The sequence below is a fragment of the Winogradskyella flava genome, assembly GCF_014243395.1.
Classification (GTDB): Bacteria; Bacteroidota; Bacteroidia; order Flavobacteriales; family Flavobacteriaceae; genus Winogradskyella; species Winogradskyella flava.
In genome coordinates, this window is sequence record NZ_JACLCP010000003.1 from 194,176 (window position 1) to 210,279 (window position 16,104).

12 protein-coding genes are annotated in these 16,104 nt (G+C 34.6%); 2 read left to right on the plus strand and 10 right to left on the minus strand.

Features of this window, described 5'->3' with window-relative positions:
• Positions 1–25: 25 nt before the first annotated feature.
• The 6 genes from H7F21_RS11305 to H7F21_RS11330 all read right to left on the minus strand — a co-directional run bounded on the left by H7F21_RS11305 (position 26) and on the right by H7F21_RS11330 (position 5,411).
• On the minus strand, positions 26–868 hold the full coding sequence (locus H7F21_RS11305) for a helix-turn-helix domain-containing protein (protein ID WP_185789398.1): 843 nt from the start codon (positions 866–868) through the stop codon (positions 26–28).
• Positions 869–993: 125 nt separating this feature from the next.
• On the minus strand, positions 994–1,350 hold the full coding sequence (locus H7F21_RS11310; RefSeq protein WP_185789399.1) for a DoxX family protein: 357 nt from the start codon (positions 1,348–1,350) through the stop codon (positions 994–996).
• Positions 1,351–1,384: 34 nt separating this feature from the next.
• The gene (locus H7F21_RS11315) at positions 1,385–2,155 is read right to left on the minus strand and encodes a hypothetical protein (protein ID WP_185789400.1); all 771 of its coding nucleotides are present in this window, start codon (positions 2,153–2,155) and stop codon (positions 1,385–1,387) included.
• A gap of 21 nt (positions 2,156–2,176) precedes the next feature.
• Positions 2,177–3,241 (minus strand): glycosyl hydrolase, encoded by a 1,065-nt coding sequence (locus H7F21_RS11320; protein WP_185789401.1) that lies wholly within the window; start codon positions 3,239–3,241, stop codon positions 2,177–2,179.
• Positions 3,242–4,483, minus strand: a complete 1,242-nt coding sequence (locus H7F21_RS11325) for a M48 family metallopeptidase (RefSeq protein WP_185789402.1) — start codon at positions 4,481–4,483, stop codon at positions 3,242–3,244.
• Positions 4,484–4,613: 130 nt separating this feature from the next.
• On the minus strand, positions 4,614–5,411 hold the full coding sequence (locus H7F21_RS11330) for a TrmH family RNA methyltransferase (protein WP_185789403.1): 798 nt from the start codon (positions 5,409–5,411) through the stop codon (positions 4,614–4,616).
• A gap of 38 nt (positions 5,412–5,449) precedes the next feature.
• Between H7F21_RS11330 and H7F21_RS11335 the strand changes: the two genes are divergently transcribed.
• Both H7F21_RS11335 and H7F21_RS11340 read left to right on the plus strand, forming a co-directional pair.
• Positions 5,450–9,028, plus strand: a complete 3,579-nt coding sequence (locus H7F21_RS11335) for a DUF7619 domain-containing protein (RefSeq protein WP_185789404.1) — start codon at positions 5,450–5,452, stop codon at positions 9,026–9,028.
• A gap of 103 nt (positions 9,029–9,131) precedes the next feature.
• Positions 9,132–9,929, plus strand: coding sequence for a DUF6503 family protein (locus H7F21_RS11340; RefSeq protein WP_185789405.1), 798 nt, complete (start codon positions 9,132–9,134; stop codon positions 9,927–9,929).
• 134 nt (positions 9,930–10,063) lie between these two features.
• On the opposite strand, the gene H7F21_RS11345 is transcribed toward H7F21_RS11340, so the two are convergent.
• The 4 genes from H7F21_RS11345 to H7F21_RS11360 all read right to left on the minus strand — a co-directional run bounded on the left by H7F21_RS11345 (position 10,064) and on the right by H7F21_RS11360 (position 15,914).
• Positions 10,064–10,426 carry a hypothetical protein gene (locus H7F21_RS11345; RefSeq protein ID WP_185789406.1) on the minus strand — a complete coding sequence of 121 codons (363 nt, stop codon included), beginning with the start codon at positions 10,424–10,426 and terminating at the stop codon, positions 10,064–10,066.
• 44 nt (positions 10,427–10,470) lie between these two features.
• Positions 10,471–11,784, minus strand: a complete 1,314-nt coding sequence (locus tag H7F21_RS11350) for an amidohydrolase family protein (protein WP_185789407.1) — start codon at positions 11,782–11,784, stop codon at positions 10,471–10,473.
• An 11-nt stretch (positions 11,785–11,795) separates the two neighbouring features.
• The gene (locus H7F21_RS11355; protein WP_246431468.1) at positions 11,796–14,768 is read right to left on the minus strand and encodes an amidohydrolase family protein; all 2,973 of its coding nucleotides are present in this window, start codon (positions 14,766–14,768) and stop codon (positions 11,796–11,798) included.
• 78 nt (positions 14,769–14,846) lie between these two features.
• Positions 14,847–15,914: a DUF3810 domain-containing protein gene (locus H7F21_RS11360; RefSeq protein WP_185789408.1), complete on the minus strand. Its 1,068-nt coding sequence runs from the start codon at positions 15,912–15,914 to the stop codon at positions 14,847–14,849.
• Positions 15,915–16,104 lie beyond the last annotated feature (190 nt).

A 16,104-nucleotide genomic window follows, 5' to 3' on the forward strand; every position in this document is an offset into this window, starting at 1 on the left:
CAGTTCAAAAAGTATTTATAAAAGTTCAACTTGATTGATATTGTTTTGGAGTGACTCCGAACTTTGATTTAAAAGCTTGAATAAAATTTGATAAGTTCTCATATCCAATTTCTTCAAAGATATCTGAAGGTCTTTTTAATTCGTTTTTTAATAGAAAAGCTGAATGTTCTAGTCTTTTGTCTTGAAACCACTTGCTAGGCGAACTGTGAAAGTTTTTCTCGAACTCTCTCTTGAAAGTTGAAACGCTCATATTGGATAAAAATGAAAGTTCTTTTATTGTGAGTTTGTTTAATCTGTTGTTTTCTATTGTTTCGATGAACTTTTGATTTTGATTATCGCTATTTTGAATCAAGGAATAAACAAAGTCTAACCCTTTGAAGTCTGCAAGGTAAAGTAATATTTCTTCGAGTTTTATTTTTAATATATTGTCTTGAATCGACTTGGAAAGTTTAGATATATCTAAAAGGCTTTCGACAAATCTTTTGATAAATGAATCATAATTGAACGAATACGTAGAGTACAGCTTTTTAGAATTAGAAGATGTTTCTAATTTGAATTTCCGTAGAAAATTAAAAACTTCTTCGTTAGAAAAGAAAAACAATACACTGCGATAGTGTTCTGAATCATTAGAGAGCTTTTCTGTCATTAAACAATGCCCAGATTTCATCAATAGAAATTGAGAATTATCAATTGCATAGGCAGAATTATCGAAGAAAACTTCTTTAGTTCCTTCTTGAAGAAAACTGAACGTATTTTTATTTAATAAAATTTGTTGTTTTGATATTTCAGTAATACTCTTATAATCATAAATCACAATGGACTTAGAAGAACTTAAATTTAGTTGGTCAGGCAATGTGATTGTTTTCATTCGGTTCTCTAGCTGTCTATGGATTTTTAATAGGTGCTGTTTTAATTACTTAAAGGCGGCTTTAACGAAGTTCGACTTTTTATTTTGGAAAGGCAATACTATATGATCTTAATTCCATAAAGTCATTACAAGCTCTTCAACTTGTGCAGATAGACATTAGAGGCAATTGTTACACCAATAAATGCCAGATTCATCAAGGTAATAAAAAAAGGATCTTTATGTGCAGTATGTGCCACTATAGCAGTAATAAAAAATAAACCCACACCAACATAGGCCCATTCTTTAAATTGAATCGGGAATTGAGGTATCAGAAGTATAATAACTGCAATTATTTTTAAGACAACTAGCTGAATCCTAAAATGATCAGGAAAACCTAATGCTCTTACACCATCCATTGTGGATTTACTAAAAAGGTAAGTATAAGCACTCCATAATAAGAAGGCGGCTAATAAAATTGTTGTAGACCAATATACTATTTTCATGACGTTTTATTTTAACAATATGATATTAGAAAAGCTATTGCTTCAATTCACTATCAATGAGCCTAATAAGTAATTCTATATCGCCCTTAAAATCTGGGTAGTTACTTTTATGAAGTTGCGTGGCAACGCCTAAATAATGGAGTAATATATTTTCAAATTGATTAGAATATAGAATATGCTTATTACTTTTTATTATAGGTGAATTATTAATTTCTAGAAAGGTCTCTGATAAATTAATATTATCAAATACAGATTTTAAAGACGCATTAGTTTCAAAATAATTGTTGGATTTATCCAACGACTGATACACTACGTTTTCTTGATGTCTAACAGTTTCTAGTTTTCTGTTCCAAGATCGCAGTAAACTCCTTAAACTATCATTTTTAATGTCTTTTAAGCTGCTAGAGGCGGTAAATTCGTCGAAAGCTCCCTTTTCATAATTAATTTCAATCCCTCTAGTTAGAGGCAAAAATAAGAGTTCTGAAAGTTCGGTTTCGTCAATACTTTCTTTGGATTCAATTGAGCTATAAAGATTTAATATGTCTTTAATATTGTCTATTATATTGGCAAGTGCTTCGTCCGTTTCCTCAATTATCAAAAGATTGTTACTTAGCTCTTCCTTAATTAAAGAAAGATGATTTCTTTGTCTTTCGTAACGATCAGAAATATCCTTTTGATTGTTAAGATATAATGCAATTAAAATACCAATGACTACTAATATAATTTCCCCTGTGGCATACAAGAGGTATTTTCCAAAATTACTCTTGGTTAAAGTTTTAAATCTAATTTTTCTAAAGATTTTCATTAATGTTTATTAGTTTTTTTATCAATTGTTATAGTCCTTAAAAGCGAAAAAGCTTAATTTTTTATTAAGTGTTTCATTATCTATTAAGCCTGACTGGGCATGAGCAGGATTACTACTTCCCTCTACAAGTTTAAAGAAATAGGCTTCATCTACTTTCATACTATCTATGGTTTCAATATAGAGTTTTAAACGTTCTGATTGATATTGCTCAGAGGTAGGTTCTAGATTGAGATTTGGACCGCCAAACTCAGTTATAATTACAGGTTTCGTAGTTAAAGTTATGAAGTTTTCATAATAGATCATCCAATTCTCGACGTCATCATACAAATGTATGTCCAGTAGATCATAAGACGCATTATCTAGTATATAGTTGATTCGATTTATAACCGTTTGAAATTCAATATTATCACAATTTTCATTAAAAAAATCTTGATCAAATAAATCTCCTTCATCATTGTAAAACGAATCAATTAAACCGTTACATCCAGCTAAAAACCGCAATGAAATGGTTGTGAAGCCACCTAGAATCAATTGAGTTTCTGGTGAATACTGCTGAATAGCATCATATACAATATTATTGGCTTCGGTAAATTGTTCTTCACTACCTATATACCAAAAATCTGACTGCCATTCATTACCAAACTGAATTTTAGAAATTTGGTTTGGATAGCGTTGCAGGAGTTGTTGGATGTAGTTCTTAAACTCATTGTTATTATTGTAAACACAAGAGTTTTGGTTCTGTAGGTCACTACAGGCCCAATCTGGCCCATTAGATTGAATGGTTAGTAATATATTTATGTTATTTTCAGTAGCCCAATTAATTCTATCATCAAGTGGTTGCCAATTAAAGCTACCTTGAATAGGTTCCCTGAAACTCCAATCTTCTCCAATCCTAATGTGCTTTACATTTAACTCATTAAGTAGAGGATCAGTGAAATTTCTTTGTTCATTATCAGATACTGGTGGAAAAGAGATTCCGAGAGTATAGGTTATGGAACTTGATTCAGAATTATAGTTTGTTTTATCATCAGAACAATTTATTGTAAGAACAGTGATTACAACTAGAAAAGCAATAAATTTTTTCATTTATATAAGCTGTTTTTTTAGATTCCTGATCCTATTCAAAAGCGTAGGATGCGAATAATGCATAAAAACGTAAGCTTTATGAGGCGTTAAGTTACTCAAACTATTTTTAGAGAGCTTTTTTAAAGATGAAATTAACGGCTCGGCTTTATAGGTGTTCTCGGCATAGTCATCAGCTTGGTATTCAAACACTCGTGAGACGTAATTCATTACTAGACCTGTTATTTCAGAAATTGGTGAGTAGAGTAATCCAAAAGCAATTAAGCCTACATGGAAGCTTGACGTTTCAACGCCTATAGCATTAGATAATAATGGATTGGAGATAAATATGGATAAGATGTATAACGTTAATCCAGTGAGTAAGACAGAAGCAATGAGGTTGAAAATAATATGATGTCGCTTGTAATGACCAACTTCATGTGCTAAGACCGCAACAATCTCTTCATCTTCCAAGTCCTTAACTAAAGTATCGTATAATGTTACACGTTTTTCACTCCCAAACCCAGAGAAATAGGCATTGGCTTTAGTGCTTCGTTTAGAACCATCAATAATAAAAATCTTACTTAGACTAAAGCCAACAGATTGCGCATAGTTCGAAATTTTATCCCGTAATTCACCATCTTCTAAAGGTGTTTGCTTATTGAATAATGGTACAATTAATCGTGAATAAAACATATTCATAAATACTGTAAAAACCGTCACTATTCCCCAGGTATAAAGCCAAAATTTATGCGCTGTAAGCTGATAAAACCAAATGATTAATGCAATAATGCTACCACCAATGATAATCATCATTAGCAAGCCTTTTAATTTATCTAGTACAAATGTTTTTCTGGTGGTTTTATTGAATCCAAATTGTTCTTCAATAACAAAGGTTTTATAGTATGCAAAAGGCGTAGTAATAATATCACTGGCAATCATTATAATTCCAAAGAAAAGCAGTCCAATTATTATAGGATTGTCCGAATAACTTCGAGCGATGTTATCGACATGTTCAAAGCCATCTAGGAATAAAAAAGTTAAAGTTAAGACCAATGAGAATAAGGAGGACCAAATGCCAAACTTATAGTTAGTGACTTTGTAGGCCTGGGATTTTTGATATTCTTCAGTATCGTAAACATCATTGAGTTCCTCTGGAATAGGATCGTTAAAATGTTTGGCATTAATAGCGTTAAGGATCTTGTCCTTGATAAAGTTGACGATTATAATACCTATGATGATATAGAATAAAGTTTGGGCTGTCATAATTTAATTTGATGTCATTGCGAGGACTTAGGACGCGGCAATCTTTTAAATTTTAATTCTTTATTAGCAGATTACTACAGCAGACGAAAAAATGTCTGCTTCGTAATGACGTTTCAATTTTTGTTTTCAACTATTTAAAATTCCGTTGTCGTTTAGCTTCAAAAATAAGAATTCCTGCAGCAACAGATACATTCATGGAATCTATTTCGCCTTGCATAGGTATGCTAATATTTTGAGTAGCTGCTTCTCGCCATTCGTTGTTTAAACCAGTAGATTCAGTGCCAACAACAATAGCTGTTGGTAAGGTGTAATCCTGCTCATAATAAGGTTCTGATTCTTGCAAAATCGCTGAGAAAATATTGAAATTATATGTCTGTAAAAAACGAATCGCTTCATTAGAACTAGTCATAGCAATTTGATTTGTAAACACACAACCAACACTAGAACGAATGATATTGGGATTGTATAAATCGGACTTTGGGTTGGCAATAATTACGGCATCCACATGCGCTGCATCAGCAGTTCTCAATAAGGCACCAATATTGCCTGGTTTTTCTGGAGCTTCGGCGACCAATATTAATGGATTTTTGTTTTGAAACGTCAACTCTTCTAGTTGATGCGTTTTTACTTTCACTACGGCAATGACGCCTTCCGTAGTATCACGATGCGCTAATTTTTGGAATACCTCTTTCGAAATTTCAATACTATCAATACCATATTGAGACATGGCTTTGGCTTCACTTTCAGAAAACAAATCAGGCCAAAACAACAAAGTTTTAATCCTATAACCACCTTTAATGGCCAATGAAAGCTCACGCTTGCCTTCAATTAGGAATTGTCCAGTATTTTTGCGTTCGCGAGATTTTTCTTTCAACTGATAAAGCTGTTTTATTAACGGATTATTGATACTACTTATCAGTTTGGTCATTTGATTTTCTATATTTGGCTAGGGCAAATTTAAATATTATGAAACAAAAGCTACTTTTATTTTTTATTGGATTATTCATTACATCTTTTAATTATGCCCAAGTTGCAAATCAACCCAGTGATTTGGAACTTTGTGATGACGAACTAAACGATGGAATCGCTGTCTTCAATTTGGCTGTATTAGATGCTGGGATATTGGGTAATCAAGATCCATCAAATTTTATACTAACGTATTATCAAAGTCAAAGCGATGCTGAAAATGGTGTAAGTCCTGTGCCTTTAATATATACCAATATTACAAATCCGCAAACTATGTTTGTGCGATTAGAAGAAGCTGTAAGCGGAAATTATGATACTACCAGTTTTAATCTATTTGTAAAACCATCACCAAGTTTCAGTATAGATGATATTTCTATTTGTGATGGTAGTTCTTATGTAGTCGATACAGGTTTAGATCCTGCACTACATACTTTTATGTGGTCTACAGGAGAAAGCACTCCAACTATTACAGCCTCTGTAGAAGGACTTTACTGGGTAGCAGTTCAAAATTTAGAGGGTTGTTTTTTAGAAAAAGCCTTTAATGTCACTTTAGATGGAGCCTTAAGTTTTAATCAGCCCAACCCACTTTATAATTGTGATTTGAATGGGAATGGTTTTGCTGAATTCGATTTAGAACAAGCTACTCCGGATATAGTTGGAAGCCAAACGGATTTAGAAGTGACGTACTATGCCACACAGGCTGAAGCCGAAGGAGGGATTACATCGCTTGTTACTGAATTTCCATACATAAATGTAGTTCCTTATAATCAAGTACTTTATTTTAGAGTGGAAAGTATTCAAGGTGGTTGTTTTGCTATTGGTAGCTTAGAATTAGTTGTCTCTAATGTGTCTCCGATACCGTCAATATCAGATTTTGTCGTTTGTGATGAAGACCAGGATGGTTTTGCAGAATTTATGCTACAATCAAAAATTGATGAAGTTTTAGCAAATCAACCCAATTTTAATTTAGAAGTAAGTTTTCATCTGTCTCAATCAGATGCACTTAATCTCATGAATCCATTATCAGATCCTTTTATAAATACTACTAATCCTCAGACAGTTTATGTGGCCGTAACCGATGTTAATGGTTGTGGCACTGAGATTCAAAGTTTTACTCTTCTGGCAGATCAAACATGCCTGCCTTGTCAAACCATAGAGCCATCTATAGATTCTACAACGCCTGAACCCAATATTTCAGGAATTGTTATTGCACAATCTAATGAAGACATAAATTTTACAGGTAGTGCTACTTTTTCGGGGGATGCAAGTGATGCTGTTTATATCTGGTCTTTCGGTGATAATAGTGAAGCTTTGGGAACTTCAGTTAATCACAGTTATGCTCAGGAAGGAAGTTACACAGTAACATTAACTGTTACGGATAGTAGTCCAGAGGCTTGTTCGGAGTCAACAACTATTATGGTTGAAATTTTAGGGCAGAGTATTAGCGTAGACCAAACACAGTTTACAGTTGAGGAATTAGTGCAAAATGTTCTCATTGGCAATGATTGTAGTCAAATATCTAATATCTCCTATTCTACGGGTAGTAGTTTTGATGGCTTTGAACCCAATGGAATAGGCTATTTTACTTATGGTGGAAACGATTTTCCATTTTCCGAGGGTTTATTATTAAGCACAGGAAATGCAGCAGAGGCCGAAGGACCAAATGATGGAGTTATTGCTAGTGATGGAAGCAATATCTGGCCAGGTGATACAGATTTAGATAGTGAATTAGGAATAAACTCTAATAATGCCACGTCAATAGAATTTGATTTTGTACCAGTAGTCAACCAAATTAATTTTGACTTTTTAATGGCTTCAGAAGAATACGATGGTGCTGGCTTTGAATGTTCATTTTCTGATGCATTTGCATTTTTGCTGACCGATGCCATGGGTAACACAACGAATCTAGCTTTAATTCCTGGAACGGATTTACCCATCACAGTAACCAATATTCATAATGCAAGCGATTCTTGTCCTGAGGCTAATTCGCAATATTTTGGTGGTTATACAGCTGACAATTCTCCTCTTATGCGTTATAATGGAAGAACTGTGAGTTTTTCAGCCCAGGCCCAAGTTAATATTGGAGAAACTTATCATATTAAGCTAGTCGTCGCAGATGATGTAGATAGCATTTATGATACTGCGGTATTTTTAAAAGCTGGTAGTTTTGATATTGGTGGTATTTGTGAAGATATAGGCTTAATAAGTTTGAGAGCTTTTAATGATGTTAATACAAATGGTGATTTTGACACTGGAGAGTCTAATTTTACTAACGGTTCCTTCACTTATGAAAAAAATAATGATGGAGTGATTAATGTCGTGAATTCTTCAAGCGGAAGTTTTACTATTGTTAGCACAGATGAAAATGATACGTATGATATTTCATTTTCAGTTAATGATGATTACACCGATTGTTATACTCAAAATGTAACCACTTTTAGTAATGTTAGTGTTCTCTTTGGAGAACTGGCACAAGTTGATTTTCCAATTGAAGATAATCTAGTTTGTGAAGATTTGGCCGTTTATCTCATAAATCCCTTTGCATCACCCAGACCAGGTTTCGAGCATTTAAACACGCTCATTATTGAGAACTTAAGTGGTGCTAACATTGCAACAGGTTCAGTAGAGTTTGTACTTGATGATGATTTGATTATTAACAATACGTTATTAAGTAATACAAACATGAGTATTACAACTACAGCCACAGGTTTTACATTGTATTTTACGGATTTAGGAGCTGGTGAAACTGAGAATGTGGAAATCACGTTGTTGTGTCCAACAACACTGGCTTTAGGAGAAATGGTAACTAATACAGTATCTTATACGACATCTTCGAATGATACAGTTGCGGAAAATAACTTGGCGTCGCTATCAGAGGTGGTTATTGGGTCCTATGATCCTAATGACAAGATGGAATCTCATGGTCCAAATATAGTGTACAACGATTTTATAAGCTCGGATGAGTATTTATATTATACTATTCGTTTTCAGAATGTTGGTACTGCTGAAGCCATATTTATCAGAATTGAGGATGAATTAGATAGTCAACTAGATGAGACAACCTTTCAAATGTTGCGTTCTAGTCACGATTACATGGTAACAAGAACTGGGAGTAGTTTAGAATGGTTTTTCGATGATATTAATCTACCGGCAGAGCAAGACGATGCAGCCGGAAGTAATGGGTTTGTACATTTTAAGATTAAGCCAAAATCAGGTTACACGCTAGGTGATGTTATTCCAAATACGGCTTCAATTTTCTTTGATTTTAATGCGCCAATAATAACCAACACATTTACAACGACTTTTGTTGAAACGCTCTCGGTGAATGATTTTGAAGCAACCGGTTTTATTATGTACCCTAATCCCGCAAGAGATCTGGTGACAATTAAGTTTAATGATAATCTTGTACATAATATAAATTTAGTCGTATACGATATTCAAGGAAAGACTGTAAATATTCCAATGAATTATGGTTCATATGCTGTAGAGCTTAATACGTCTTCTTTACAGACTGGTTTGTATTTTGTGCAACTGGCAGGAAAGAGCATGTCAGAAACTCAAAAATTAATAATAAACTAAAGCATTAGAACATCATAGTATAAAAAGCTTCAGAAATAATCTGAAGCTTTTTTGTAATGAGTTAGGTCGAATTTCGTCAAAATCATCAACTAAAAACCATATCATGAAAAATATATTATTCATATTTCTATTTGCCATTTTTATAATGGGCTGTAAAAATGAACCCAAAACCGAATCCACTCAAATAGATGACATTTCTAATGAGGATATTACAACCAGTATTTATCCGGAATCTATAACCAAAATTTTTGATGCTCATGGTGGTATTGATCAGTGGAACAAGATGAAAACGCTATCATTTACCATGGAAAAGCCAAATGGAAAGGAAGTGACTACAACAAACCTAAAAACAAGAGCCGAATTAATTGATACACCGACATATGCTTTGGGTTTTGATGGAAAGGATCTTTGGGTAAATGAAAAAGATGGAAAAGAATACAAGGGTAAGCCTTGGTTTTACAAAGGTTTAATGATGTACTTTTACGCAATGCCCTTTATTGTTGGAGATGATGGCATTATTTATGAAGATGCAGAACCATTAATTTTTGATGGTAAGACGTATCCTGGTATTTTAATTTCCTATGAAGCTGGAGTAGGGGTTTCTCCAGATGATCAGTATATTATTTATTATGATGCTGAAACCGGACAAATGGAATGGCTGGCTTATACGGTGACATTCGGAAAGGATGGAAAGAGTAAGGAATTCAAATTTATAAGATATAACAATTGGCAAACAGTAAATGGTTTAAGATTACCAAAAAGTGTTGATTGGTATAAGTATGAAAATAACCAGCCTACGGAAAAGCGAAACACGGTAGAGTTTATGGATGTTATAGTTTCTGAAAGTGCGCCAGACAATTCTATGTTTACCTTGCCTGAAGGTGCAAAGGTTATAGAATAAACCTTAGTTTTGTCATTCTGAATTCATTTCAGAATCTATGAAAAAAATGAGAATCTGAAACACACTTCGACATGCTTAGTGTAAAAGTTCAGATTGATAAATAAGTAAAAAAGCGAGCCAAACGGCTCGCTTTTTTATTCAACAAAATTTCTTTTCTTTAAAAGTTTAACATGAGTGCCAAATATGTGGCTGTGCTTAACTTTGACCAGAGTTTCATATTTACGCCTTTTTGTATCCATAACAATGATTTTTCTTATGAATAATTCTTCTTGCGCAATAGCATTTTGACTGTGAGTTTTTCCTTGATAATCGCCTTTAATAGGTAAGTCAATTTTACAAACTTCAAAACCTTTTTTTTCAAAAAATTTACATACATAATAATAAAGCGCATCACTTTTACACAATTTCCATTTTATATTACTCTTTTCTAATTTGAAAAAGTAAATTCCGACTAAAATAAATATTGAAGCAATAATTATGTATTCAATATTTTCCATAACATACAAATTAAAAAAAGCGAGCCATGCAGCTCGCTTTTTTATTAATCTTGTTGATTGCTATACTTCTCAGAATACCGCTTCCAAAGTTCGGTTTGATGAGTTTCTAAACTCAAATCCCTGCCATCAATAAACGCTTTTGATACAAGGTTCGTGCGCATATCCAAGGCGTCCCCTTCACTAATAAAGAGTGTAGCACTTTTACCAACTTCCAAAGTGCCATACATAGTATCAATACCCATGATTTTTGCAGCATTTTGGGTAATCAGTTGCAAAGCTTGTGCTTTGGTTAAGCCATAAGCTACTGTAGTACCGGCATAAAAAGGTAGGTTACGTGAATTCATACGTTCCATTTGTCCACTTGGTTCTAGAGATACTAAAACGCCTGCATCTACTAATGCCTTGGCCTGCTTAAAGGTGTAATCGTAATCATGATCTTCTAATTCTGGTCTTGTATGTACACGCTGTAACATTACGGATACGTTGTTTTGCTTTAGGAAGTTCGCCACCTTACTAGCCTGGTAACCACCAACTATAGTAATATTAGAAATACCTTGGGATTTGGCAAAGTTTACGGCATCGGTAATGCCTTTTTCATCATCAGCATTAATGAAAATACGCTTTGATCCATCAAACAAACCAGACATGGCTTCATAAGGTAAATGGTGTTCATTTTTGTCGCCTTTATTGTGGCTCTTAGCATTATTAAAATAGTCCGTTAATTCTTTGACTTGTTTTGCATAGTTTTTATTCGGCTTTAATCCTGGGTCTTCTCCAAGCCACCAACGTCCTCTACTAAAGCTGCTAGGCCAATTGATATGCATACCATTGTCTGTTTTTATGACTGCATCTTCCCAGTTCCAAGCATCGTACTGCACCACGGAAGATGTTCCAGAAATACGCCCACCTCTTGGTACAACCTGACCAAGTAATACACCATTGGGGCGCATAGATTCTACCACTTTGGATTCGGCATTATAGGCGATGATACTTCTAATATGTGGATTAAAAGTTCCCATTTCAGAAAGGTCGCTAGATGCTTTTACGGCATCCACCTCGACTAAACCTAATGTTCCATTAGAAACAATAAAACCGGGGTAGACATGCTTTCCTTTGGCATCTATAATGTCCATAGCTTCTCTAGTAATTGAAGTAGAGGCTTCTGGTCCAATACTCTTAATTTTACCGTCACCAAAAACGACAATGCCGTTTTCAATAACATTGCCATTACCTAAATGCAAAGTTGCGCCAACAATGGCGACATCTTTGGTTTGTTTGGTTGCAGGTGTTTGCTGTGCAATACATAACGAGACGCACAACATAACCAATATGATATTTATTTTATTTAATGCTTTCATGTTTAAGTTTTTTAGTTGTGTTTATCCATTGAGTCGCAATGCAACAATTCTTTTTCTTTCTTCTTTACAGGCTGCGTTTTTAAACCTTTATTCTTGTCTTGAAGCATTAGGTTTATCAATTCACTTTTCTCCTTTTTAATGGCTTCACGCATTTGTTTGTCGCGCTCTATATCAAAATAAGTCACACCTTCTATAATTGTTTTTTCAGCTTTAGCGTAAACCGAGAGCGGATGGTCAGACCATAAAACGACATCGGCATCTTTTCCAACTTTAAGACTACCAACACGGTCATCTAAATGTAAAAGTTTTGCTGGATTTAGTGTAACGAACTTTAGTGCGTCTTCTTCACTAATACCTCCATATTTCACTGATTTTGCAGCTTCTTGGTTTAGACGACGCGACATTTCAGCATCATCACTATTAATGGCAGTGACGACGCCTGCGTTGTGCATGATTGCTGCGTTATAAGGAATAGCGTCGTTGACCTCATATTTGTAAGCCCACCAATCGCTAAATGTTGAGCCACCTACGCCATGATCTTTCATTTTGTCTGCAACTTTATAACCTTCAAGAATATGTGTGAATGTATTAATATTAAAGTCGAATTGTTCGGCAACTTTCATCAACATATTTATTTCACTTTGCACATAAGAGTGACATGAGATAAAACGTTCTTTGTTTAGTATTTCTGCCAAGACTTCCATTTCGGCATCCTTTCGGTAAGGCTTTCCACTTTTCTTAGCCTTATCATAGGCCTTAGCTCTTGTGAAATAGTCCACAAATACTTGCTCAACACCCATACGGGATTGAGGAAAACGTTCGTTTCGGCTAGATCGGGATTGTTTAACGTTTTCACCCAAGGCGAATTTGATAAACTTAGGCGAATTGTCATAAACCAAATCTTTGGAGGCCTCGCCCCATTTTAGTTTAATGATTGCAGAGCGGCCACCAATTGGGTTTGCCGAACCATGTAAAATCTGAATAGAGGTTACACCTCCTGCTAAATTTCGATACAGATCAATATCCTCATCGTCCAAAACGTCTTCAATGGTTACTTCTGCTGATGAATTCTGACCACCTTCGTTAATCGAAGCGGCTCCAATATGTGAGTGCTCATCAATAATACCTGCTGTAATGTGTTTTCCTGAGGCATCAATAATTTTAGCACTTTTATCAGACAAGTCTTTTCCTATTTTAGAAATTTTACCATTCTTGATTAATATATCCGTGTTTTCTAAAACACCATCTTTTTCGTTGGTCCAAATGGTTGCATTTTTAAATAATAAGGTTTCAGATTTTGGCTTCTCTTTAAAACCATAAGCCAAATTAGGGTAGGTAATAGGGCTTAAGTATGCGTCTTTGGATTTGTCATCCATTTTCTTTTTGTCCTTATCTTTTTCAGTATCTTCTTTTTTAACCTTATTGGCATAAAAAGAAAGTTCATTACCACCAGGCATTATAGCTTTACCATTTAAACTATTGCCACTTGCAGAATTCGCAGCGACTCTAATAAATTCCTTTTTAGTACTATCTGCAGTTTTATATGTAAAGTTTACCCAATCGTTAGCATAATTAATTTTTGTACCTAAGCTTTTATCGCCACTTTCTAGTGTTGCTTTCGGTTTGCTCGTACTTCCTGAAATGGACAGCTTATAATCATTACCCGCTAATTTAAAATTATAATCACCATCGATATCCTTGACGTTCATGTTTTCAATAACATGCGGATTACCTTGTACCCAATTTTCAAAAAGCTTTGTTTTCTTATCAAAAATATCACCAGATGTGATTAGGAAATTTGCGTAGCTTCCAGATTTTAATGTCCCTAATTCATTAGACTTTCCTAATAATTTTGCAGGAACTGTGGTTAATGCTTCAAGAGCCTTTTGTTTTGAAAGTCCACTTTCAATGGCTTTCATAAGATTGGACTTAAAGGATTTCTTCGACTTTAAGTCGTGAGTCGTTAGCGCAAACTGAATACCGTTTTCTGCCAATAGTCTCGGATTATGAGGTCCTTGGTTCCAAGCACGCATATCACTTAATGACAATGTTGACGCTAAAAATGCATTATCCACGTCATAAGCTAACTTAAAATTGATTGGTAGAATCACTGTGGCATTCGTAGCTTTAACCTCACTAATACGCTCATATTCATCGCCGCCACCTACGATAGTATATTGAATGTTATAAGCATCACCTACCTTATCTGCTCTCATGAGGTTGGCTCTACTTCCAGCTTCAAAAATCTGTAGTAAGTTTTTGTTACCATTTAGAGCCTCTATGGATAAATCTTTAGTGTCTACATTTCCATCTGCATACCATTTGGCATCCTCGTACATTTGTCGAAGTAATGCCATACTGCCCATAATTGATGATGGGTAGGCTTGTCGAGATTTTACACTTTTACTAAAAGACAGATGTTGTGTAGTTTCTCCATCAACAACGCGTAACGAATTATCTGCATCGTTATTGAGTGCAATAAGTGCTCCTGTACCTCTTACAACACCATCTGGCATATGCGTGTTTACAACGCCAAAACCAAGTTTATGTAATTCTGAAGCTGTTTTGTTATCGTACTTAAAACTCGCCATAACGTCTTGTTCTGGCATAATATGGTCGTTCCAATAGAAACCAGTTCTGCTAGCACCATATCTTGGACCATTACCACCGCGTTCCGGTTTTTTAACACCAAAGGTTGTATACAGGTCAATAAACGATGGATAGATGCTCTTTCCTGAGAGGTCAACCGAAGTTGTGTTTTTAGGAATATCTACGGATGTCCCTACAGCAACAACTTTTCCTTTTTGAATGAGAAGTGTTCCATTTTCTATAACTTCTGTTGGAGACACATGGATCGTGGCATTGGTAAATGCCGTGTAATTAGAATTATTTGCTTTAACTCCGGTATTACTAGGAAAGTAATCTTGGGCAAATAATGAAAAACTGCACATGAAAATGAGCAGTAGCTGAAAACGTTTAATCATATTTTTGGTTAGTTAAATTTGAATTCTAAATATAAGGATTAAAGCCTAAACGTATAAAGGATTGAATGTTTTTAACTTTTACAAAGCTTTGTGGCCATAGTAGTTGACCAGCAGCGCCACAACATAGCTATAGCTCTTCATTCCAGCGGATTGATTATTAGCTTTAAGGAAGTTGTCAAATGTCTTTTCAAAAACTGGTTCTATTGGGGTTTCGTAAGATTTCCAGAACGATTGAACCTCTTGGTAATTCTTTAAAATTCCCTTATTCACAGTTTCGAGAATGGTAGGGTAGGCTTCAGCATCTCTTTTGTAAATTTCGACAAGACAATAGCGCAGGGCAAATGTATAACCTGAATATTTGAAATAAATGTCATCATTATTGATAGCTGCTAAACTTCCTATGAAATTCGCTTCGTTCTCAGCAGCATAACCCAATTGATGGGCGGCTTCGTGACAAGCCGTAGTTGGAAATTTGTAGGTTGGAATTAATCCGTTTACCTGCCCTTCGTTTGTAAAAGGGTTGAGGTAACCTGAAAAGCCCATATATGTCAAAGCGGTACTGTAGATTGATTTTTTGATACTTTTTGGTTGATAATCTAGGTGAGGATATTTCCCTGAAAGTTTAGCATAACCATTTTGGATTTTATCAAAAACCTCACTTTTGGTAAAAGGCATATCAACTTTTGTAGAGTCGTTCAGTGCAATTTGATCATGAATGCTGTTTGACTTTTCTATAAGTCGCTTTGTAAAATCCAATAGTTGTTCGGTAGTATATTCTGCTTCAACGTTTAAGGATTTTGATAGCGGTTGTCTGTAATAATTATAAGCCCAAAGCATATGAAATGCAAAATAAGCCAATGACACCACAGCTCCAATATCCAATATCCAATTGAAAGTGTCCTTTATAATACGTTTTCTGTTCAATATTAACCATCGAATTAGATATACACTCGCCAAAGTATAGAACAGGTCTCCTATAGAAAAGGGTATCCAGCCAAAGGCATAATGCATTAACTTGGAAATGAAAACATATAGACCATTACTGTAAAATTTTTCAACAAATTGTGGGAAATGCTTTAGAACTTGAATGATAAGAACCTGAACAATCAGAAAGAGTGTAATGATGAGTTTTTTATTCTTCGGCATAAATCAAAAATAGGAAAAACTTGTAATTAAATAGAGTTTGGATCACTTTGCTTATAGATTCTGAAACATACTTCGACAAGGTCAGTGTAAAAGTTTAGAATGACAAGGATAAAGGGAAGCTATTTCGTAATTTTGCATACTGATTAAAATCAAATACTAATCTAAAAGATACCCACTTTCGTGGGCAATT

Excerpts from the sequence above, each read along its gene's own strand:
- H7F21_RS11320 (WP_185789401.1), bottom strand. The coding sequence starts at position 3,241 with ATGAAAAAATTTATTGCTTTTCTAGTTGTAATCACTGTTCTTACAATA.
- H7F21_RS11355 (WP_246431468.1), bottom strand. The coding sequence starts at position 14,768 with ATGATTAAACGTTTTCAGCTACTGCTCATTTTCATGTGCAGTTTTTCA.
- H7F21_RS11340 (WP_185789405.1), top strand. The coding sequence starts at position 9,132 with ATGAAAAATATATTATTCATATTTCTATTTGCCATTTTTATAATGGGC.
- H7F21_RS11360 (WP_185789408.1), bottom strand. The coding sequence starts at position 15,914 with ATGCCGAAGAATAAAAAACTCATCATTACACTCTTTCTGATTGTTCAG.
- H7F21_RS11315 (WP_185789400.1), bottom strand. The coding sequence starts at position 2,155 with ATGAAAATCTTTAGAAAAATTAGATTTAAAACTTTAACCAAGAGTAAT.
- H7F21_RS11335 (WP_185789404.1), top strand. The coding sequence starts at position 5,450 with ATGAAACAAAAGCTACTTTTATTTTTTATTGGATTATTCATTACATCT.
- H7F21_RS11330 (WP_185789403.1), bottom strand. The coding sequence starts at position 5,411 with ATGACCAAACTGATAAGTAGTATCAATAATCCGTTAATAAAACAGCTT.
- H7F21_RS11310 (WP_185789399.1), bottom strand. The coding sequence starts at position 1,350 with ATGAAAATAGTATATTGGTCTACAACAATTTTATTAGCCGCCTTCTTA.
- H7F21_RS11350 (WP_185789407.1), bottom strand. The coding sequence starts at position 11,784 with ATGAAAGCATTAAATAAAATAAATATCATATTGGTTATGTTGTGCGTC.
- H7F21_RS11325 (WP_185789402.1), bottom strand. The coding sequence starts at position 4,483 with ATGACAGCCCAAACTTTATTCTATATCATCATAGGTATTATAATCGTC.
- H7F21_RS11345 (WP_185789406.1), bottom strand. The coding sequence starts at position 10,426 with ATGGAAAATATTGAATACATAATTATTGCTTCAATATTTATTTTAGTC.
- H7F21_RS11305 (WP_185789398.1), bottom strand. The coding sequence starts at position 868 with ATGAAAACAATCACATTGCCTGACCAACTAAATTTAAGTTCTTCTAAG.